This is a genomic window from Streptomyces eurythermus (assembly GCF_014649115.1).
Classification (GTDB): Bacteria; Actinomycetota; Actinomycetes; order Streptomycetales; family Streptomycetaceae; genus Streptomyces; species Streptomyces eurythermus.
Genome location: NZ_BMSK01000007.1, coordinates 34,275 through 52,620, shown reverse-complemented (window position 1 = coordinate 52,620; position 18,346 = coordinate 34,275). Strand labels below are relative to the sequence as shown.

Annotated in this window: 14 protein-coding genes and 2 pseudogenes; 7 read left to right on the top strand and 9 right to left on the bottom strand. The window is 74.3% G+C overall.

Annotation, left to right across the window (positions count from 1 at the left end; genetic code table 11):
• Positions 1 to 102: 102 nt before the first annotated feature.
• The 3 genes and pseudogenes from IE251_RS14840 to IE251_RS14835 all read right to left on the bottom strand — a co-directional run.
• A complete protein-coding gene (locus tag IE251_RS14840) occupies positions 103 to 1,560 on the bottom strand; it encodes an NCS2 family permease (protein WP_189753415.1) in 1,458 nt (485 codons plus the stop codon).
• Between the two features lie 149 nt (positions 1,561 to 1,709).
• Positions 1,710 to 1,922: pseudogene (locus tag IE251_RS40990) on the bottom strand (hypothetical protein); the annotation flags it as partial.
• Positions 1,902 to 2,390, bottom strand: a pseudogene (locus IE251_RS14835) (FAD binding domain-containing protein); the annotation flags it as partial. The pseudogenes IE251_RS14835 and IE251_RS40990, both read right to left, overlap by 21 nt.
• Positions 2,391 to 2,744: 354 nt before the next feature.
• Here IE251_RS14835 and IE251_RS14830 point away from each other — a divergent pair.
• Both IE251_RS14830 and IE251_RS14825 read left to right on the top strand, forming a co-directional pair.
• Positions 2,745 to 4,421 carry a PucR family transcriptional regulator gene (locus IE251_RS14830; RefSeq protein ID WP_189753413.1) on the top strand — a complete coding sequence of 559 codons (1,677 nt, stop codon included), beginning with the start codon at positions 2,745 to 2,747 and terminating at the stop codon, positions 4,419 to 4,421.
• A 167-nt stretch (positions 4,422 to 4,588) separates the two neighbouring features.
• Entirely contained in the window at positions 4,589 to 5,353 is a 765-nt protein-coding gene (locus IE251_RS14825; protein ID WP_189753412.1) for a hypothetical protein, read from the top strand.
• Positions 5,354 to 6,024: 671 nt separating this feature from the next.
• On the opposite strand, the gene IE251_RS14820 is transcribed toward IE251_RS14825, so the two are convergent.
• Entirely contained in the window at positions 6,025 to 6,714 is a 690-nt protein-coding gene (locus IE251_RS14820; protein ID WP_229896768.1) for a GntR family transcriptional regulator, read from the bottom strand.
• A gap of 179 nt (positions 6,715 to 6,893) precedes the next feature.
• Between IE251_RS14820 and IE251_RS14815 the strand changes: the two genes are divergently transcribed.
• Positions 6,894 to 7,736, top strand: a complete 843-nt coding sequence (locus IE251_RS14815; RefSeq protein ID WP_189753410.1) for a (2Fe-2S)-binding protein — start codon at positions 6,894 to 6,896, stop codon at positions 7,734 to 7,736.
• Positions 7,737 to 7,977: 241 nt separating this feature from the next.
• Complete coding sequence (locus IE251_RS14810) at positions 7,978 to 9,024, top strand: DUF2637 domain-containing protein (protein WP_189753409.1); 1,047 nt, start codon at positions 7,978 to 7,980, stop codon at positions 9,022 to 9,024.
• Between the two features lie 93 nt (positions 9,025 to 9,117).
• Here IE251_RS14810 and IE251_RS14805 read toward each other — a convergent pair whose 3' ends face one another.
• The 3 genes from IE251_RS14805 to IE251_RS14795 form a co-directional block, all read right to left on the bottom strand.
• Positions 9,118 to 9,561 carry an ATP-binding protein gene (locus IE251_RS14805; RefSeq protein WP_030777943.1) on the bottom strand — a complete coding sequence of 148 codons (444 nt, stop codon included), beginning with the start codon at positions 9,559 to 9,561 and terminating at the stop codon, positions 9,118 to 9,120.
• Between the two features lie 329 nt (positions 9,562 to 9,890).
• Positions 9,891 to 11,633: a pyruvate dehydrogenase gene (locus IE251_RS14800; protein WP_189753408.1), complete on the bottom strand. Its 1,743-nt coding sequence runs from the start codon at positions 11,631 to 11,633 to the stop codon at positions 9,891 to 9,893.
• 68 nt (positions 11,634 to 11,701) lie between these two features.
• Positions 11,702 to 12,856 carry a protein phosphatase 2C domain-containing protein gene (locus IE251_RS14795; RefSeq protein ID WP_189753407.1) on the bottom strand — a complete coding sequence of 385 codons (1,155 nt, stop codon included), beginning with the start codon at positions 12,854 to 12,856 and terminating at the stop codon, positions 11,702 to 11,704.
• 424 nt (positions 12,857 to 13,280) lie between these two features.
• Between IE251_RS14795 and IE251_RS14790 the strand changes: the two genes are divergently transcribed.
• Both IE251_RS14790 and IE251_RS14785 read left to right on the top strand, forming a co-directional pair.
• Positions 13,281 to 14,270, top strand: a complete 990-nt coding sequence (locus IE251_RS14790) for a helix-turn-helix transcriptional regulator (protein WP_189753406.1) — start codon at positions 13,281 to 13,283, stop codon at positions 14,268 to 14,270.
• A 113-nt stretch (positions 14,271 to 14,383) separates the two neighbouring features.
• A complete protein-coding gene (locus IE251_RS14785; RefSeq protein ID WP_189753405.1) occupies positions 14,384 to 14,776 on the top strand; it encodes a hypothetical protein in 393 nt (130 codons plus the stop codon).
• On the opposite strand, the gene IE251_RS14780 is transcribed toward IE251_RS14785, so the two are convergent.
• Positions 14,713 to 15,960 carry a GDSL-type esterase/lipase family protein gene (locus tag IE251_RS14780; protein WP_189753404.1) on the bottom strand — a complete coding sequence of 416 codons (1,248 nt, stop codon included), beginning with the start codon at positions 15,958 to 15,960 and terminating at the stop codon, positions 14,713 to 14,715. The two genes, IE251_RS14785 and IE251_RS14780, sit on opposite strands and share 64 nt — an antisense overlap.
• A gap of 549 nt (positions 15,961 to 16,509) precedes the next feature.
• Positions 16,510 to 17,106 carry a TetR/AcrR family transcriptional regulator gene (locus IE251_RS14775; protein ID WP_189753403.1) on the bottom strand — a complete coding sequence of 199 codons (597 nt, stop codon included), beginning with the start codon at positions 17,104 to 17,106 and terminating at the stop codon, positions 16,510 to 16,512.
• A 155-nt stretch (positions 17,107 to 17,261) separates the two neighbouring features.
• Between IE251_RS14775 and IE251_RS14770 the strand changes: the two genes are divergently transcribed.
• Positions 17,262 to 18,221: an alpha/beta hydrolase family protein gene (locus tag IE251_RS14770; protein ID WP_189753402.1), complete on the top strand. Its 960-nt coding sequence runs from the start codon at positions 17,262 to 17,264 to the stop codon at positions 18,219 to 18,221.
• The last annotated feature ends 125 nt before the right edge of the window (positions 18,222 to 18,346 follow it).

The window sequence follows — 18,346 nt, the reverse complement described above, 5'->3', positions numbered from 1 at the left end:
TCGTCGCCGTGCCGGGAGCGCTTCCGGACGGATGTGCCCGTCCGTGGCGCCTGCCGGCACGGCTCGTTCACGGCGCCCCCACGCACCCCGGGGGCGTGAAGGTCAGTGGACTCCCAGCCAGCCCTCGATGGGGTTGAGGGCGAAGTAGACGAGGAACACCACCGTCAGACCCCACATGAAGGCCCCGATCTCGCGCGCCTTGCCCTGGGCCACCTTGATGGCGACGTAGGAGATGACGCCCGCGGCGACACCGGTGGTGATGGTGTACGTGAACGGCATCAGCACGACGGTCAGGAAGACCGGGATGGCGGTGGCGCGGTCGGCCCAGTCCACGTGCCGGGCGTTCATCATCATCATGGCGCCGATGACGACCAGGGCGGCGGAGGCGACCTCCTGCGGCACGATCGCGGTGACCGGGGTGAAGAACAGGCAGGCCGCGAAGAACAGGCCGGTGACGACCGAGGCGAGCCCGGTGCGGGCGCCCTCGCCGACACCGGTGGCCGACTCCACGAACACCGTCTGGCCGGAACCGCCCGCCACACCGCCGATGGCACCGCCGGCGCCGTCGATGAACAGCGCCTTGGACAGGCCCGGCATCCGCCCCTTGTCGTCGGCGAGGTCGGCCTCGGTGCCGACGCCGATGATGGTGGCCATCGCGTCGAAGAAGCCGGCCAGCACCAGGGTGAAGACGATCATCCCGACGGTCATCGCGCCGACCTCGCCCCAGCCGCCGAACTCGACGTCGCCGAAGAGCGAGAAGTCGGGCATGGAGACCGCGCTGCCGTGCAGCTCGGGCGTGCCGTTGGCCCACTGCCCGGGGTCGATGACACCGGCGGTGTTCAGGATCAGGGCGACGACGGTGCCGCTGACGATGCCGATGAGAATGGCGCCGGGGAAGTTCCGGGCCTGGAGCATGAAGATCAGCAGCAGGGTGCCGGCGAACAACAGGACCGGCCAGCCGGTGAGTTCACCGGCTGGGCCGAGGGTGACGGGGCCGCCCTTGCCCTGGTGGACGAAGCCGGCCTTGTAGAAACCGATGAACGCGATGAACAGGCCGATGCCCATCGTGATGCCGTGCTTGAGCGCGAGCGGAATCGCGTTCATGATCATTTCGCGCAGGCCGGTGACGACGAGCAGCATGATGATCACGCCGTACATCACACACATGCCCATGGCCTGCGGCCAGGTCATCTCGGGGGCGACCTGGGTGGACAGGACACCGGAGACGGACAGGCCGGCGGCGAGGGCGAGCGGCACCTTGCCGACGAAGCCCATGAGCAGTGTGGTGAGGGCCGCCGCGAACGCCGTCGCGGTGATCAGCGCCTTCTGGCCGAGCGTGTCCCCCGCCGCGTCCTTGCCGGACAGGATGAGCGGGTTGAGCAGGAGGATGTACGCCATCGCCATGAAGGTGGTGATGCCGCCGCGCACTTCCCGGGCGACCGTGGATCCTCTTCTGGATATGTGGAAGTACCGGTCGAGCCAGGACCGGCCTGCGGGGACGCGGCTGCCTTCGCCCGCGTCCTCGGCGGCGGTCCTGGGCTCCACTGACTGGTGGGTCATGGGCCAACTCCCAAGGTTCATAGGGACACCCGCACGCGCCTGTGCGGCACGGGATTTGGGATGAGTCGACCCGGGGGACGGCCCGAGACGAACAGTGGGGCCGGGGGGACGGATCCCCCCGGAAAAGCACCGGTCGCGGCCCCTGCGGGCTACACGGTTCCCGTGCGGTGCTCGGGACGTACCGGCGTTCGGTCGAGTTGGAGACCCGTCGCGTCCCGGATCGCCGCGAGGACGGCCGGGGCGGACGACAGGGTCGGGGCCTCGCCGGCGCCGCGCACCCCGTACGGGGCGTGCTCGTCGGCGAGTTCGAGCACGTCGACCGGCATGGCCGGCGTGTCGAGGATGGTGGGGATCAGAGGGTCCGGGCCGCGCGCGTTGCGCTCGACGCCCGTACGGGACGCGTCGACGGGGATCAGCCGCGTCCCGCGGGCCGCCGACGCCACCTCGACCTCGGCGCCGGCCGCGAGGAGGGCGGGGTGGACGTCGCCGGCCGGCGAGGCCGTGCCGAGGTTGCCGCCGAAGCCGCCGCGGTCGCGGATCCGCGGGGAGGCGACCGGGTGCGAGGCGAGCGCGGGGCCCGGCGGCTCGGCACGGAGACTCCGCGTGATCGCGCGGTACGGGACACGGGCGCACGGTCGCACGCTCTGCCCGCCGGGCTCCCACTCGTAGAGTTCGCCGACGCAGTTCAGGTCGAGCGGGTACTCGGGCCGCCGGTGGCCGAAGTCGATCTCGACCATGACATCGGTGCCGCCCGCGATCGGCACAGCGGTGGGGTGCTCGGCCTTCGCGGCGAGCGCCTCCTCCCGGCTGGCGGGGCGAAGGAAGTCCATGACCGGCTCTCTTCTTCGTCTCGTGAGTCGTGCGGATCGAGCCAATCCGTGTGCGGCGGGCGCGGCTCGTTCATGTGCTGTTCACGCGGAGTGGACTCAGTAGACCGCCCGGTACTCCGGCCCGGTCAGTCACCGAAACCATGAAGGAGTTGGCTGGCCAGGGCAGGCATCTTGTAGATTCGTATGAACGGAGGCCACCGGTAACCTCTCCGATTTCCTGGGGAAACGCGGGAAACAGCGCGGAGCACCGCGCCACGCCTCCCCGGGCGTCCGGTTCCGGGTGCCCCGGGACGGCCCCGGGCCCACCTCCCAAGATCCATCGTAGGTTTCGAGACAAAGAACGGCGGCGACGAGATGCGGCTGCGCGCACTGCTGGACACCGATGCGCTGGGCCTGCGGCTGCTCGGCGGCGAGGACGAGCTGGACCGCGCGGTACGCGGGGTCATGACCACCGACCTGCGCGACCCGAGCCGCTACCTCTCCGGCGGCGAGCTGGTGCTGACGGGCCTGGCCTGGCGCAGGGACGCCGCGGACTCCGACCCCTTCGTCCGCATCCTGGCCCAGGCCGGGGTGGCGGCCCTCGCGGCCGGCGAGGCGGAGCTGGGCGATGTGCCGGAGGACCTGGTGCTGGCCTGCGCCCGGCACCGGCTGCCGCTGTTCGCGGTGCACGAGTCGGTGGCGTTCGCCACGATCACCGAGCACGTGGTCCGGCAGGTCTCCGGCGAGCGGGCCGGGGACCTGGCCGCGGTGGTGGACCGGCACCGGCGGATGATGACCTCGGGCCCGGCGGGCGGCGGCCCGGACGTGGTCCTGGACCTGCTCGGCTCCGACCTGGACCTGCGCGCCTGGGTGCTCTCCCCCACCGGCCGGCTGATCGCCGGCTCCAAGGTGGCGGGCCCGGCGCTGCCCGCCGAGACCTGCACCCGGCTGGCCGCCGAGCACCTGGCGGCCAGCCGCACCGGCCGCCGCGGCCCGCACCGGGTCCAGCTGTCCGGCACCACCTACTCCCTGTTCCCCATCCGCTCCTCCGGCCGCTCCCCGCAGGCCGCCCGCGACGTGCGGGAGACGGTCCTGTCGGACTGGCTGCTGGCCGTGGAGGCGGACGCGGGCGACTGGCCCGGGGAGCGGCTGGACCTGCTCCAGGGCGTCACCCAGCTGATCGCCGTCGAACGCGACCGCAGGGACGCGGCCCGCACGGTCCGGCGCCGGCTCGCCCAGGAGGTGCTGGAGCTGGTGCAGACCGGCGCCGCGCCCGCCGAGATAGCCGCCCGGCTCCGGGTGGCGGCGCCGGTGCTGCTGCCCGGGCTCGGCGCGGCCCCGCACTGGCAGGTCGTGGTGGCCCGCGTGGAGTGGGAGGGCGGCCGGCAGGTCGACGGCGGCCAGGTCGCCCAGTCCCTGCTGGAGGAGGTGCTGGTCGACCCGCTGGCGACCGGCCCGGAGCCCTCCGACCGGATCGCCGTCGCGCACACCGGGGACGAGGCGGTCGCCCTGGTCCCGCTGCCCTCGGTCACCGCCGAACACGACGGCTCGGAGGCCGGGCTGCTCGCCGACTCCCTGCTCCAGGCGGTGCGCGAGCCGCTGTCGGCGGGCCTGGACGACGACGGCCGGCTCACCCTCGGCGTCAGCGCGGCCGTGCACTCGGCGGAGGGCCTGCGCGGCGCCCTGGAGGAGGCCCGGCACGCCCGCCGGGTCGCCGCCGCCCGCACCGGCCGGGTCTGCGCGGCCGGCCACCAGGAACTGGCCAGCCATGTGCTGCTGCTCCCCTTCGTCCCGGACGACGTCCGCCGCGCCTTCACCGCGCGGCTGCTGGACCCGCTGAAGGACTACGACCGGCGGCACCGGGCCGAGCTGATCCCGACCCTGGAGGCGTTCCTGGACTGCGACGGCTCCTGGACCCGCTGTGCCACCCGGCTCCACCTGCACGTCAACACGCTGCGCTACCGGGTCGGGCGGATCGAGCAGTTGACGGGGCGGGACCTGTCCCGGCTGGAGGACAAGCTGGACTTCTTCCTCGCCCTGCGCATGAGCTGAGGCCGGCGGGGGGCGCGCGGCGGCCGGCCCGGCCCCGCCCGCGTCCCCCTACTTTGTGAAATTTTTCACCCATCCTCTTGGCCGGGCCCGGCGATTGGTGCTGGAATGCCGCCACCACTCAACAGCTCGATGGCGTGCATGGGGAGGGCAACGTGGCGCATACCGCCATGTCTGGTGATGGAACGACCGATGACGATCCTGTCCAGACCGCGGTATGGCGGCTGCGCAGCCGGGCCTGCTGGGCCGACGCGGCGGCCCTGCTGCCGGCCGACCGGGCCGCCCCGGCCCTGCAACGGGCCGCGCTGCTGGTCGAACGGTGTCTGTACACCGAGCGGGGCTGGGCGGAGGCGGAGGACGCGCTGCGCACGGCGGAGGCGCTGGCGCACACCGACGAGGAGCGGGGGGCTGCCGCCTGCGAGCGGGGCCAGCTCGCCTACACGGCCACGCTGCACGGCGTCCGGGACCGCGCGGACGAGGCGCGGGCCGCGCTGGGCCGGGCGGCGGCGCTGCTCCCTCCGGGATCGCGGGGGCGGGCGCTGCTGGACTTCCGCCGGGGGCTGGTCGCCGAGAACCTGGCCCGCTCCCCGCAGGCGGCCCGCGCCGCGTACCGCCGGGCGCACGCGGCGGCGGGGGCGCACGCCGACGCGCTGCTGCTGTCGTTCACCTGGCGGCATCTGGCCGGACTCGCCCTGCGGGACGGGGAGTTGACCGACGCGCGGCACGGCTTCGCCGAGTCCCTGCGGATCCGGGAGGAGCTGGGTTATCTGGTGGGCACGGCGCCGGCGCTGGTGTCCCTGGCGGACACCGAGGAGGAACCGGAGGCGTCCCGGCTGCGGGAGGAGGCCCGGCGGCTGTTCCGGCTCCTGGGCGGCGTCCCGACGTGGCTGGCACGCCAACTGGCGCCGCCGGCGCCGGGGGTGGCCACGGCGTAGGGCGGCCGACGGGGCGGGGGCGGGGTGATCGGGGTGCGTTGCCGGGCGCCGGTGCGTGGGGCTTGCCCGCGCGGTTCCCCGCGCCCCTTTCGGGGCACGTCGGCGGCGACGTCCCAGGGGCGCGGGGAACTGGGGGAACTGCGCGACCGGCCACGACGGACCCGCACCCGGCAGACGGCCCGCGGCCCGGCGTCATAGCCCGCGGCCCGCCGCCGAAGCCGCGCCCCGCCGCCGTAGCCCGCACCCCGCCGTCATAGCCTGCGCCCCGCCGTCGTCGCCCCGCACCCCGGCGTCATAGCCCCGCACTCCGCCGCCGAAGCCCGCGGCCCGGCGTCATAGCCCGCACCCCGCCGTCATAGCCTGCGCCCCGCCGTCGTCGCCCCGCACCCCGCCGTCATAGCCTGCGCCCCGCCGTCGTCGCCCCGCACCCCGGCGTCATAGCCTGCGCCCCGCCGTCGTCGCCCCGCACCCCGGCGTCATAGCCCCGCACTCCGCCGCCGAAGCCCGCGGCCCGGCGTCATAGTCCGCGCCCCGCCGTCATGGCCTGCGGCCCGCCGCCGAAGCCGCGCCCCGCCGTCGTAGCCGCGCCTCGCCGTCGTAGCCCGCACCCCGCCGTCGTAGCCCGCACCCCGCCGCCGTAGCCGCCGCCCGGCGGGCCACCCGGCGTAGGCTCAGCTCACGCCGGCGAAATGCCGGCGCACCAGCCCCCGCACAGCCTCCACGTCCCCGGCCGCCAACGCGTCCAGCAGGGCCATGTGTTCGGCCGCGTCGGCGACCAGGGCGGCCCTGCCCCGCCGGACCGGGGGCCACTGCGCCCGCCGGTGCAGGTCCTCGGCGATCCGGACCAGCTGCTCGTTGCCCGCGAGGGCGAGCAGCGCCCCGTGGAAGGCGCGGTCGGACTCGGCGTAGTCCGCCGGGCAGCCCGTGGCCGCCGCCCGCACCGTCTCCTGCGCGAGCGGCCGCAGCCCGGCCCACCGCTCGGCCGGCACCGTACGGGCGAGCCGTACCATCACCGGCACCTCGATGAGCGCGCGCACCTCCGCCAGCTCGGCCAGCTCCCGCGCCCCGCGCTCGACCACCCGGAAGCCGCGGTTGGGCACGACCTCGACGGCGCCCTCCAGCGCGAGCTGCTGCATGGCCTCCCGTACCGGCGTGGCCGAGACGCCGAAGCGCTCCCCGAGCACCGGCGCCGAGTACACCTCGCCCGGCCGCAGGTCGCCGGTGACGAGCGCGGTGCGCAGCGCGTCCAGGATCTGCCCGCGCACCGAGGAGCGCTGGACCGGAACCGGCCGCACGGCGGGGGCGGGCCCGCCCGCGGCCGTGACCGGCCGGCCCGGGGAGCCCTGCACGCCCTGCTTCACGGGTCCTCCTGGCGGCTTGTCGGTACTTGGGGTCATTGACGACGGGTTGTCGGTTGTCCGTCAAGCACCTTAGGCGCACCGGGCGGCAGTTCAAACTCCGCCATATCTGAGTAAGGTAAGGCTTACCTGTACAGCTCGGTCCGCGCCCGCGGACGCGTCCAAGGATCGGTGGTTCCGCCATGCCCGCTGCGGCCTCGCCGCTCACCGCCGCCTACGACCGCCTCGGCGCGGCCTTTCCGGGGCTGACCGTGACCGAGCTGGGCCCGGGCGACCCGGGGCCCGGCGGCCCCGGCTGGGTCGGCGCCGCGGAGCTCGCGGCGGGCGGCGCGGCGCTGGACGCCTTCCTGGCCTGGGACGCGGCGCAGGTGGAGCGGGACTACGGCCACCCGGCCCGCCCGGACGTCGTCGCGAGCTTCGGCCTGCACCGCTATGCCTGGGCCGCCTGTCTGCTGATCACCGTCCCGTGGTTCTGGCACCGCCGGGTGCCCCGGCTGCCCGTGACCCACGTCCGCTACGACCGCGCGGCCGGCCGGATGGCCGTACGCCGCCCGGTGTCCGTCGCCTGTCTGCCGGGCGATCCCGCCGCCGCGCTGCCCGGCACGGTCGTCGTACCGGACGAGGAGGCGCTGCGGGCCGAGGTGCGCGCGGCCGTGGCCGAGCATCTGGAGCCGGTGCTCGCGGCCTTCGGGCCCCGGATGCGGCGGCGCGGGCGCGCGCTGTGGGGCATGGCGACGGACGAGGCCGTGGAGGGGCTGTGGTACGTCGCCGGGCTGGCCGGTGCCGAGGAGGCGGACCGGGCCGTACGGGAACTGGAGCTGCTGCTGCCGGGGACGACCCCGCCGTACGCCGGCTCGGCCGGGTTCCGGACGCTGACCGCCCCGGACGGCACCCGGCTGCCCACCCGGGACCGGGCGAGCTGCTGCATGTTCTACACCGTTCGCCCGCAGGACACCTGTGTGACGTGTCCGCGCACCCGGGACGGCGAGAGGATCGCCAGGCTCACCGCGGCCACGGCGGGTTGAGGAATCGTTCCGGCTGGGCACAACCGCCCCACCCGTCGCGGAAACTTCTCCCACGACCACCCGTACGGGTAGTCTGTTCGAACTCAACTCCCGCCCCTCAAGCGGCAGTTCGAGCAGAACGCCGCCCTGGGCATCCCTCGCGCACTCCCTTGGCGGCCTCTTGCCCCGAAACCCCCTGAGGGCCGTCGGGAATGGGCCACTATGGCGGGCGTCACGCCCTATCCCCATGCAAGGGACCCTGATGAGACTGACCGACATATCGCTGAACTGGCTGCTTCCGGGCGCCGTCCTGCTCCTGGGCATGCTGGTGGCAGTGGCGGTGCTCGCGCGCGGCAAGCGCTCCTCCGGGGAGGACGCGGGCGCGGACGACTCCTGGGAGCGCAGCGAGGAGCGCCGACGGCGCAAGGAGGCCCTCTACGGCACGGCCTCCTACGTGCTGCTGTTCTGCTGTGCGGCGGTGGCGGCGGCCCTGTCCTTCCACGGCCTGGTCGGCTTCGGCGAACAGAACCTCGGGCTGAGCGGCGGCTGGCAGTACCTGGTGCCGTTCGGGCTGGACGGTGCGGCGATGTTCTGCTCCGTCCTCGCCGTGCGCGAGGCGAGCCACGGTGACGCCGCCCTCGGCTCCCGGCTGCTCGTGTGGCTGTTCGCCGCGGCCGCGGCCTGGTTCAACTGGGTGCACGCGCCCCGCGGCGCGGGCCACGCCGGCGCCCCGCAGTTCTTCTCCGGCATGTCCCTGTCGGCCGCCGTGCTGTTCGACCGGGCGCTGAAGCAGACCCGCCGGGCCGCGCTGCGCGAGCAGGGCCTGGTGCCGCGCCCGCTGCCGCAGATCCGGATCGTGCGCTGGGTGCGGGCGCCCCGCGAGACCTACCGGGCCTGGTCGCTGATGCTCCTGGAGGGCGTGCGCAGCCTGGACGAGGCGGTCGAGGAGGTCCGCGAGGACAAGCGGCAGAAGGAGGAGGCCCGGCGGCGCAGGCGCGACCAGCAGCGCGTGGAGCGGGCCCGGCTGAAGGCGATCAGCCGGGGCCGGCCCGGCTTCACCGGCCGGGGCACCGGCCGGCAGGCCGAGGTGCAGCCGGTGGAGCGCGGTTCCGCCCCGGCGGCGACCGCGGAGCCCGCCATATCCACCCCGGAGCCGCTGCCCGTACGCGCTCGTCCCTCTCTCCAGCCGGTCCGCGGCGCCACTGAACCGCTGACCGTCGACCTCACGGCCGAGGACGACACCATGGCCCTGCCCCGGCTGGACTCCCTGGAGCGCAAGCTCAAGGACCTGGAACAGCAACTCGGCTGACCACCGGCCGGGGACACCGGGCCGGGGTGTGCCCGCTCCGGCCTACGGGGCCGGGGTGTCACCGCTCCGGCCCCGCCCCGCCGTGTCACCGGATCACGCCGCCTCGGCGCCCAGTTCGAACCACACCGACTTGCCCACCCCGTGCGGCCGTACGCCCCAGGCGTCGGCCAGGGACTCGACCAGCACCAGGCCCCGGCCGTGGGTGTCGTCGTCCGTGTCCGGGGTGTGCCGCTCGGGTCTGCGGGCCACGAAGTCCCGTACCTCCACGCGCAGTCCGTCCGGTTCCAGCACGGCCGTCAGGACGGCGTCGTGGTCGGTGTGGACGATCGCGTTGGTGACGAGTTCGCTGGTGAGCAGTTCGGCTATCTCCGAGCGGCCCGGTCTGCCCCAGTGCCGCAGCAGTTCGCGCAGCGCCCGGCGGGCCTCCGGTACCGCTCGGAGGTCCGCCCGGCCCAGCCTGCGCCGAAGCCGTCGCGCGTCGTCGGTGATGGTGTCCGTCTGGTCCCCCGCTGTCGCCGAGTAGGCCTCGACGGTCATCGGACCGCCCCCTCGTGCCTGCCTCTTCATGACCCCCGCCCGCACGCCGCCGGTCCCTGCCCCTCCTGGTCGAACACGTTCACGGGGGATGCTTGCCCAGCGGACACCGGGGCAGTCCTGACCTATGCCCGATGACCGGCGGTTCGGCCATATCCGCACAGGGTCCCGGCCGCCCGGGGCACCGCTCCGCCGCCACGCACCGGACGCCACGGACGCCGCAGGACGCCACCGAGACCCCGGGACGGCGGCCGGGCCCCGTCCGGCACCCGTGGCCGGTACGCCGTCACACCCGGTGAAACTGGCCGAAATGTGCTCCCCCGTCGGGGCACTTACGGGCGTGGCACGTTCCGCAGGTTGGAGCGGGCCATCTGGAGCATCCGGCCGACCCCGCCGTCCAGCACGATCTTGGAGGCGGACAGCGCGAATCCGGTGACCATCTCGGCGCTGATCTTCGGGGGGATGGACAGGGCGTTGGGGTCGGTGACGATGTCCACCAGGGCCGGTCCCTTGTGCTTGAAGGCCTCCTTGAGCGCCCCGGCGAGCTGCTTGGGCTTCTCCACCCGCACGCCGTGGGCACCGCAGGCCCGGGCCACGGCGGCGAAGTCCGGGTTGGTGTTGGCGGTGCCGTACGAGGGCAGGCCCGCGACGAGCATCTCCAACTCGACCATGCCGAGCGAGGAGTTGTTGAACAGCACCACCTTCACCGGCAGGTCGTACTGCACGAGCGTGAGGAAGTCGCCCATCAGCATGGAGAAACCGCCGTCCCCGGACATCGCCACCACCTGCCGGCGCCGGTCGGTGAACTGGGCGCCGATCGCCATCGGCAGCGCGTTCGCCATGGACCCGTGGGAGAACGAGCCGATGATCCGGCGGCGGCCGTTGGGCGTGATGTAGCGGGCGGCCCAGACGTTGCACATCCCGGTGTCGACGGTGAACACCGCGTCGTCGTCGGCGACTTCGTCCAGTACGGCGGCCACGTACTCGGGGTGGATCGGGATGTGCTTGTCGACCTTGCGGGTGTAGGCCTTGACCACACCCTCCAGCGCGTCGGCGTGTTTCCTCAGCATCCGGTCGAGGAAGCGCCGGTCCGTCTTCTCCTTCACCCGCGGGATCAGGCACCGCAGCGTCTCGCGTACGTCGCCCCAGACGGCGAGGTCGAGCCGGGAGCGGCGGCCGAGCACCTCGGGCCGCACGTCGACCTGGGCGATGCGCACGTCGTCGGGCAGGAAGGCGTTGTACGGGAAGTCGGTGCCGAGCAGGATCAGCAGGTCGCACTCGTGGGTGGCCTCGTAGGCGGCGCCGTAGCCGAGCAGTCCGCTCATCCCGACGTCGAAGGGGTTGTCGTACTGGATGTACTCCTTGCCCCTGAGCGCGTGGCCCACCGGTGACTTGATCTTGCCGGCGAACTCCATGACCTCGGCGTGCGCGCCGGCCGTGCCGCTGCCGCAGAACAGGGTGACCTTGCCGGCCGCGTCGATCATCTCCGCCAGCCGGTCGATCTCGGCGTCCCCGGGCCGCACGGTGGGCCGGGAGGTGACGAGCGCGCTCTGCGCCGCCTTCTCCGGGGCGGGCTCGGCGGCGATGTCCCCGGGCAGCGACACCACGCTCACCCCCTGCTGCCCCACCGCGTGCTGGATGGCGGTCTGCAGCAGCCGGGGCATCTGCTTCGGGCTGGAGATCAGCTCGCTGTAGTGGCTGCACTCCTGGAACAGCCGGTCCGGGTGGGTCTCCTGGAAGTAGCCGAGGCCGATCTCGCTGGAGGGGATGTGGGAGGCGAGCGCGAGCACCGGGGCCATGGAGCGGTGGGCGTCGTACAGGCCGTTGATCAGATGCAGGTTGCCGGGGCCGCAGGAGCCGGCGCAGGCGGCGAGCTTGCCGGTGATCTGGGCCTCGGCGCCGGCGGCGAAGGCGGCGGTCTCCTCGTGGCGTACGTGGATCCAGTCGATGGCGGCGTTGCGGCGGACGGCGTCCACGACCGGGTTGAGGCTGTCGCCGACGACACCGTAGAGGCGGCGCACGCCCGCGCGGACGAGGATGTCGACGAACTGCTCGGCGACGTTCTGTTTGGCCATGGCTCGCTTGTGCCCCTTCGCTCCCGGAATACGGCCCTGCCGTTTCCATCAATCCACAGGGGCCGGGGTTACGCCTCCCACACGGCCGCCGCCGTACGGTCGTCGGCGTATCCCTTCACCCGTACCCGGGCGTCGGCGAGGAAGGCGGCGAGGCCGGGCGGGGTGCCGCCGGACCAGCGGCGGGCCAGGCGGGCGCGCAGGGCCTCCGCCTCGCGCAGCGGGTCGGCCAGGCCCGCCGTGCACAGCACCAGCACATCACCCGGGCGGGCTACCGAGGCACGGAACCGGAACGGCTCGCGGGGCGGCCGGGGGTCGGGCGGACCCGGCCGGGGGGAGCCGGGGTCCGGGGCCGTCCGGTCGTCGCCGGGCGGGGCGCCGGGGGCGGTGGTGTCGGCCGTCAGACGCGGCTCGATGTCCTGCCAGGCGCCGTCCCGCAGCCGGAACAGCCCGCCGTCGCCGACCCCGAAGAAGACCCTGATACGGCAGTCCGGGTCGGCGGGCAGCAGCAGACACCTGAGGCCGGCCGCGGGCGCGTCGGTGGCGGCGCCCGCCCGGAGCCCGCCCAGGGCGCGGTCGGCGAGCCGGTGCAGACCGGACCTCAGGTCGCCGCGCCGGGCCGCCCGGATGTCCTGGGCGAGCCGCTGGTGGCTGCGGCCCACCGCCCGCGCGATCCCCCGGCACGCCTCGGCCGCCGCCAGGTGCGCGCCGGGCACGGCCCGGGCGCCGGTCGCCATCGCGACCAGGACCAGCGCCTGGTCCCCGGCCCCGAAGCGCGCGGTGAGCAGCGCGTCCCGGCGGGGCTCGCCCCGGTAGCGCGCCGAGTCCCCGCGCTGCGACACGGCCCGCAGCGTGCACGCCCCGTACCGGGCGCCGTCCAGCACGGTGTCCGGGACCAGGCCGTCCAGCGCGTCCGGGTCGGCGCGCGGGAGCGCGGTGGGCTCGGGGTCGTAGGTGGGCGGGCCGGAGCCGACGTAGTCCGGGAGGTCCGCGGGGGCGACGGGGTGGTCCGGGGGCGGCGGTCCGGTCCGCTCCGGTTCCGGGGGCGGGGACGGCGACGGCTCCGGCGGCCTTGGCCGTTCCGTCACCGCGTTCCGTGCCGAGGCGAACCGGTCGTCCAGGGAGTCGGGCGCCTGCACGGGGCCCGTGTCCGGTGTGGTGCCGTCGTACAACTCCCCCCACCAGTCGTCGTCTTGACGAGCGGGACGCGCACCCTGCTGGCTCATGCCCCTGATTGTCACCACAAGGGCCGCGGAAAAACCGGGCACCGGGAAATTCCGGCACACCCGCCCCCCGCTTCGCCCGGCTCGTCGGATGAGGTATCGAACCGCCTTACGAGTCAAGGCTGTTGGCCACCGGGCGGTCCCACCCCCCACGGGAGGACCGCCCGGTGGCGTCCGGGATGGCCCGGCCCCGGATCCCCTACCACGCGCTCGCACACGTCCGGGGCCGGGCCACCGCGGCAGCCGGGTTCCCCGGTATCGCGCCCGTGAACCAGGTGAACCGCCGTGCGTTCCGCGGCTGCTGTCACCTTGGCAGACGCGCCGTCACCGCGACGATGATGTCCGGCGGCGGGTTTGCGCCGTGGCCGTTTTCCGCCACGCCGCTTTCGTTTGCGCCGGGTGGACGCACAGGGAGGAACGCGGGGCGATGCTGGCAGCGATAGGCCTGGACGAGACGCACGAGGCTGCCTACCGGGCGCTGGTGTCCGTGGGCGCGGCCGACGTGGCCGGTCTGGCGCGGCGTCTGACGCTGGCCGAGCAGGACGCCGAGCGGGCGCTGCGCCGGCTGGAACGGCACGGCCTGGCGGCCCAGTCCCCGGCCCGGCCGGGCCGCTGGGTCGCGGCGCCGCCCGGGGTGGCCCTGGCCGCCCTGCTCACCCAGCGGCGGCACGAGCTGGAGCAGGCGGAGCTGACGGCGGCGCTGCTCGCGGAGGAGTACCGGGCGACGGCGGCGGAACCGGCGGTGCACGACCTGGTGGAGGTGGTGACCGGGGCCTCGGCGGTCACCCAGCGCTTCCTCCAGCTCCAACTCGGGGCGACGGAGGAGGTGTGCGCGCTGGTGACCGGCGACCCGATGGTGGTGTCCGGGATGGAGAACGAGGCGGAGGAGCAGGCGGCCGGGCGCGGGGTGCGCTACCGGGTGGTGGTGGAGCGCGCGGTGCTGGACCGGCCGCACGGGCTGACCGAGCTGCGGGCGGCGCTCGGCCGGGACGAGCGGGTCCGGGTGGTGGACCGGGTGCCGACGAAGCTGGTGGTGGCCGACCGTTCGCTCGCGCTGGTGCCGCTGACCTCGAAGTCCGCCGAACCGGCCGCGCTGGTGGTGCACGCCAGCGGGCTGCTGGAGCTGCTCGCCGGGCTGTTCGAGTCGGTGTGGCGGGACGCGCTGCCGCTGCGGCTGGGCGCCGAGGGGGTGACCGAGGAGCCGCCGGGCGGGCCCGACGCCACCGATCTGGAGGTGCTCTCGCTGCTGCTGGCGGGGCTGACCGACGCGAGCGTGGCCAAACAGCTCGACGTGGGGCTGCGGACCGTACAGCGCCGGGTGCGGCGGCTGATGGAGCTGGCGGGGGTGAGCACCCGGATGCAACTGGGCTGGCACGCCCGGGAACGGGGCTGGGTGTCCCGTGGGGAACGCCACTGACGCGGGACCGCCCCCGGTCGTGACCGGCGGTGCCTGCCGGCGTCCCCCCGTGGATCGTGCGTCCCGTCGTGCGTCGTGAATACTGTGCCGACCGTCGTCACGCTGGGGAGAACATGACCGTCACCGCGTACTTGAGACCCGCCCTCGCCACCCTGCTCCTGGCCTCGGTCACCGCCTGCGGCGCGTCCTCGGTGCCGGACGGCCCGGCGAGCACCTCGACCGGTCCGGCGAGCGCCGGGACGCATCGCCCGGCGAGCGCCCGGCCGGTCACCGCCACCATGCCCGACGTCATCGGCGGCAACGCCGGGCGGGCGTACGAACAGATGGGCTCCACACTGGAGATGACCTTCGAGGACGCGAGCGGGCGGGGCCGCCGGGTGGACGACCTCGCGGCGTGGCGGATCTGCACCTCCCGGCCGGGGCCGAACCAGCAGATCACCGGTTACCCGGTGGTGTTCGGCGTGGTGAGGGCCTCGGAGAAGTGCGGGGAAACGGCGACGGAGTGACGAGGCCGGGTCAAGGCGTGGCGGACGGTGTCGGCCACGGCGGCCATGCCGGCGTCGTTGAAGTGCAGGTGGTCGCCGGGGTCGTAGGCGGGCCGGATGCGCGTGGGGTCGGCCGGGTCGCGGACGGCGGCGTCCGCGTCGGCCACGGCGTCGAAGGCACCGCCGGTGCGGATGAAGGCGTTCACCCGCAGCCGTACCTCCTCGCCGGCCGGGGTCCAGGCGGGGTAGCCGCCGTACGGGGTGAGGGTGACGCCGACGACCGGGATGCCGCGGGCGTGGGCGCGGGCCACCAGGACGCGGTAGGCGTCGGCGTAGGCGGCGGGGTCGTACGCCTGCGGGGTGCCCTTGATGTCGTTGATGCCCTCGAAGACGACCAGGGCCCGCACCCCGGCCCGGTCCAGGGCGTCGGCGTCCAGGCGGGCGAGGGCGCTCGGTCCGGTGCCGTCGCGCAGCAGGCGGTTGCCGGCGACACCGGCGTTCAGGACACCGAGCCGGTGTCCGCGCAGCCGCTGGGCGAGCCGGTCGGGCCAGCGGCGGTTGGTGTCGGGGGTGGAGCCGTTGCCGTCGGTGAGCGAGTCCCCGAACGCGACGACGCTGCCGGCGGCGGGCCCGCGGACGTCGACACCGGTGACGTAGTACCAGCGGCTGGTGGTCAGCGTGTACGCGGTGCCGTCCTCGTCGGCGGCCCGGCCGGCGCCCGCCGGGGCCAGGTAGCTGGTCTGGAGGGCGGTGCGGTGGTAGGTGGCGGGTCCGGAGTCCTCCGGGGTGTACACGGTGACGAGCAGGTCGGCCGCGGACGGCACGGGCAGCGGCACCGCGTCGCTGACGGTGTCCGCGCCCGGCGGGACGGTCACCTCGGGGGCGCCGTGGAAGGTGGCGGTGCGCAGGGTGCCGGGCAGGGCGGCGGGGCCGGCCGCGCGCCGCAGCGCGACGGTGACGGCGTCGAGGCGGAGCGGCCGGGTACCGAGCCGGTTGCTGAGCCGGACCCGGACGGCCGTGCCGCCGACGCTGAGGTGGACGACGTTGCGGAAGGCGGCGCCGGGCAGCGCGGCGGCGGTGCCGGAGGGTGCCGTCTCCCAGCTGCCGGTCCAGGACGGCGGGGCCGGCTGGGCGGCGGCCGGTGTCATGAGGGCCGCCGGCAGCAGCGGAAGGAGGACCGCGAGAACCCGTACGACCTTGGCCATGTGTGCCCGCCCTTCAAGGACGCCGATCGAGGACGCCCTTCGCAGCGAAGGTGCCACAACCGTGGCCGACACGCCGTCCGCCGCCCCGACATCCACCCGTTCGGCGTAATGGAGAGCCCGGCGCGTTCATGATTCGTTCAGCGTGCTCGCCGCCCGGTCCGGTTACCTTTGGGGCCACGACCGGATGGGTGTTCGACGCTTGCGGCGCCCTGCCGCCGGTGTCCTGGGAGGGGAGAACGAGGCGATGGCGGTGTGCAAGAGGTGCGGGGAGCGGAAGCGGCGTCGGCCTCGGTCGTGTTCCCGGTGCGACTCCGGGTGGGACCGGGCGGACACGACCGCGGACGTCGCCGACCTCGCGGTGAACACGGGGGTGCTGGGGTGGGTCGGGCGAGGCATCGCGGGCGTGGCGCGTCTGGTGGTGCGTGCACTGGACTGACCGGACGCCGGACCGTGTCCGGCGCGGGGGAACAGGAGCCCGGTCCGGTCGGACCGGGTCCGGCGGAGTGACGCCGGTGCCCGCGTACGGGCCGGGTTCCCGTGACAGGACGGTCAGTTGCCCGCCGGCCGCAACCCGTGAAGGAGCAGTTCGATCAGCCTTCGGGGGTCGTAGCGGGTGGGGTCGCTGTCGTGGCCGATGCAGAGGTTGCCGATGCCGCGCATGAGTTCGTAGGGCTGTATGCCGGGCCTGATGTCGCCCGCGGCGACGGCGGCGTCGAGCAGTTGGGCGCAGACGGGCAACAGCCGGTCCAGGAAGTGCGTGTGCAGCGTGGCGAAACGGTCGCTGTCGGACTGGAGGGCGTCGGCGAGTCCGTGCTTGGTGACCAGGAAGTCGGTGAAGAGGCCGACCCACTGGCGCAGCGCGTCGAACGGGGAGGCGGCATCGGCCAGCAGCTTCGGGCCGGCCTCGGCGCAGGCCTCGATCTGGTGGTGATAGACGGCGGTGACGAGGTCCGCCCGGGTGGGGAAGTGGCGGTAGAGCGTCCCCAGCCCGACACCCGCCCGGGCGGCGATCTGACGGATCGGCGCGTCGATCCCCGAGACCACGAACACCTCAGCGGCGGCGTCGAGCAGCGCCTGCTGGTTGCGCAGCGCGTCTGCTCGCTTGCTGTGGGCGGACCCTCCTCCGGCCGGGCCTGCTGCGGGCACCACGTTCTCCTTCCGGCGGCCATTGACGAAACGGATCAGCGTTCCATATTTTAATCGGAACAACGATCCGCTTTCAGGTTAGCTGACTGCGGGCGCTCCGCCATCCCCGCCGCCGGACTCGGACGGCGGCGGGGCCATCGAAGGGCATGCTCCTCATGAGTGCACCTGCTTATACGACCGACACCCTCCACTCGCCCACCCCTGTCCTCTCGGTCAGCCCGGTGGTGCTGCCGGCCCCCGGCCGCGCCATGGACCTCCAGGTACGTGTCTCCGCGCCGGTGACCGGGAGCGAGCTGCCGGTCATCCTCCTCTCGCACGGTCTCGGCTTCTCCAACAACCTCTCCTCGCTGAACGGCTACGCCCCGCTCGCGAACTTCTGGGCCGCACGTGGCTTCGTCGTCATCCAGCCCACCCACCTGGACTCCAGGACGCTGAACCTGGAACCCGACGCCCCCGGCGCCGTCCCCCACTGGCGCACCCGGGCCGAGGACATGACGCGCGTCCTCGACCAGCTCCACCTGATCGAGGACGCCGTCCCGCAGCTCGCCGGCCGCCTGGACCGCAGCCGGGTCGCCGTCGCAGGGCACTCCATGGGCGGGCACACCGCGAGCCTGCTGCTCGGCGCCCGGCTCACCGATCCCCACGACGGAACCACGGTGAACCTGGCCGATTCCCGGATCAAGGCGGGTGTCCTGCTCGCCGCGCCCGGCCGGGGCGGCGACGCCCTCACCGAGTTCGCCGCCGAGAACTACTCCTTCTTCCTGACCACCGACTTCTCCACGATGACGACGCCCGCGCTCGTGGTCGCCGGAGACAAGGACGCCTCCGCCTTCCTGACGGTCAGCGGCCCGGACTGGCACACCGACCCCTACGTCCTCTCCCCCGGCCCCAAGTCCCTGCTCACCCTGTTCGACGCGGAACACGGGCTCGGAGGGATCTCCGGATACGACGTCGCCGAAACCACGGACGAGAACCCCGAGCGGGTCGCCGCCGTCGCCACGCTCGCCTGGGCCTACCTGCGCGGCGAGCTCTACCCCGGGGACTCCGCCTGGCAGACGGCCCGCGAAGCGCTGACGGCCGGCCCCAACCCGTTCGGACGGGTCGAATCCAAGTAGGGCCGTCGCCCGGCTCCGCCCGCTTGGCCGTGGCCGTCCGGGGCGGGTGGGGGGTCATCGCCACCGGACCCGGCCCTCCTCCCGGAGCCGCCGGACGAGCCGAGCCACTGGGGCAAGCCGTGACA

What these genes read in the sequence shown, in the direction of transcription:
- IE251_RS14840 (WP_189753415.1), bottom strand. Translation starts at nt 1,560, where the DNA reads ATGACCCACCAGTCAGTGGAGCCCAGGACCGCCGCCGAGGACGCGGGC.
- IE251_RS14830 (WP_189753413.1), top strand. Translation starts at nt 2,745, where the DNA reads ATGCGGCTGCGCGCACTGCTGGACACCGATGCGCTGGGCCTGCGGCTG.
- IE251_RS14825 (WP_189753412.1), top strand. Translation starts at nt 4,589, where the DNA reads ATGTCTGGTGATGGAACGACCGATGACGATCCTGTCCAGACCGCGGTA.
- IE251_RS14815 (WP_189753410.1), top strand. Translation starts at nt 6,894, where the DNA reads ATGCCCGCTGCGGCCTCGCCGCTCACCGCCGCCTACGACCGCCTCGGC.
- IE251_RS14810 (WP_189753409.1), top strand. Translation starts at nt 7,978, where the DNA reads ATGAGACTGACCGACATATCGCTGAACTGGCTGCTTCCGGGCGCCGTC.
- IE251_RS14805 (WP_030777943.1), bottom strand. Translation starts at nt 9,561, where the DNA reads ATGACCGTCGAGGCCTACTCGGCGACAGCGGGGGACCAGACGGACACC.
- IE251_RS14800 (WP_189753408.1), bottom strand. Translation starts at nt 11,633, where the DNA reads ATGGCCAAACAGAACGTCGCCGAGCAGTTCGTCGACATCCTCGTCCGC.
- IE251_RS14795 (WP_189753407.1), bottom strand. Translation starts at nt 12,856, where the DNA reads ATGAGCCAGCAGGGTGCGCGTCCCGCTCGTCAAGACGACGACTGGTGG.
- IE251_RS14790 (WP_189753406.1), top strand. Translation starts at nt 13,281, where the DNA reads ATGCTGGCAGCGATAGGCCTGGACGAGACGCACGAGGCTGCCTACCGG.
- IE251_RS14785 (WP_189753405.1), top strand. Translation starts at nt 14,384, where the DNA reads ATGACCGTCACCGCGTACTTGAGACCCGCCCTCGCCACCCTGCTCCTG.
- IE251_RS14780 (WP_189753404.1), bottom strand. Translation starts at nt 15,960, where the DNA reads ATGGCCAAGGTCGTACGGGTTCTCGCGGTCCTCCTTCCGCTGCTGCCG.
- IE251_RS14770 (WP_189753402.1), top strand. Translation starts at nt 17,262, where the DNA reads ATGAGTGCACCTGCTTATACGACCGACACCCTCCACTCGCCCACCCCT.